The sequence below is a fragment of the Streptomyces sp. CC208A genome (genome assembly GCF_030010625.1).
Lineage (GTDB): Bacteria > Actinomycetota > Actinomycetes > Streptomycetales > Streptomycetaceae > Streptomyces.
Genome location: NZ_JASCXN010000115.1, coordinates 1 through 756 on the forward strand (window position 1 = coordinate 1; position 756 = coordinate 756).

Below are 756 nucleotides of genomic sequence, written 5' to 3' on the forward strand. Positions count from 1 at the left end.
CGGAGCCGGCGCCGGTCCCCGATCTCGGTACGTTCATGGCGGCAGACACCGCCGAGGGAGCGCCCCGGCTCGGAAGGGTGACCGCGTGGGACGGTGACGTGGTCCACCTGTCGCCCCCGGGCGGGGGCACGAAGTGGACGGCGTCCCCGGGCGAGTTGCGCCGCCCGACGGAGGACGAGTGCGCGCGCATCCGGGTTCTGACCACGCGCGTTTCGGCGGTGAGGCCGTGAGCCGGGCGGTTCTGCGGTTCGTGGTGCACCGCATCAGGCGGCACCCCGAGTCCGAGGCGGTCGCGGCGGCCCGGTGTCTGCACGGCGAGTGCGCGTGGGAGGCGGCGCCGAGCCTCAGCGTGAACGACGTGGACGACCAGTGCATGGCGCACACGGGGCTCAACGCGCAGCACACCACGTTCGCCCGGACGTTCTCCGACGTGGCGCTCGTGGAACGTGTGGAGGGGGCCGCGTGAGGCGCCACGCCGTGGCCGTGACGGTGGCCGTCTCCGCGCTCGTCCTGGCCCTGGCCCTGGTCGTCGCGCGGTGAACGGACCCCAACGCGCGTGGAAGTACGCGCAGTTTGTCGCCGGATTCCTTCCGGCTTTCCTCTGAGACTCCGTTCTCTCGGTCCGGCCCCTGACTGCGGGGAGGTCCCGGGCCGGGAGAACGGTGAGCCCCGCCCTCCGCGATGTCCGGCAAGACCACCAGAGGGCGGGGCGGAGTCCCCATCAGTGACAGAGACGAGAGGAACAGTAGATGAGCA

At 72.1% G+C, this 756-nt stretch carries 1 protein-coding gene; it reads left to right on the forward strand.

The genetic code is table 11. The annotated features are described in order from the left end of the window. Window positions 1-226 precede the first annotated feature (226 nt). Entirely contained in the window at window positions 227-466 is a 240-nt protein-coding gene (locus QK442_RS36230; protein ID WP_282698395.1) for a hypothetical protein, read from the forward strand. Window positions 467-756 lie beyond the last annotated feature (290 nt).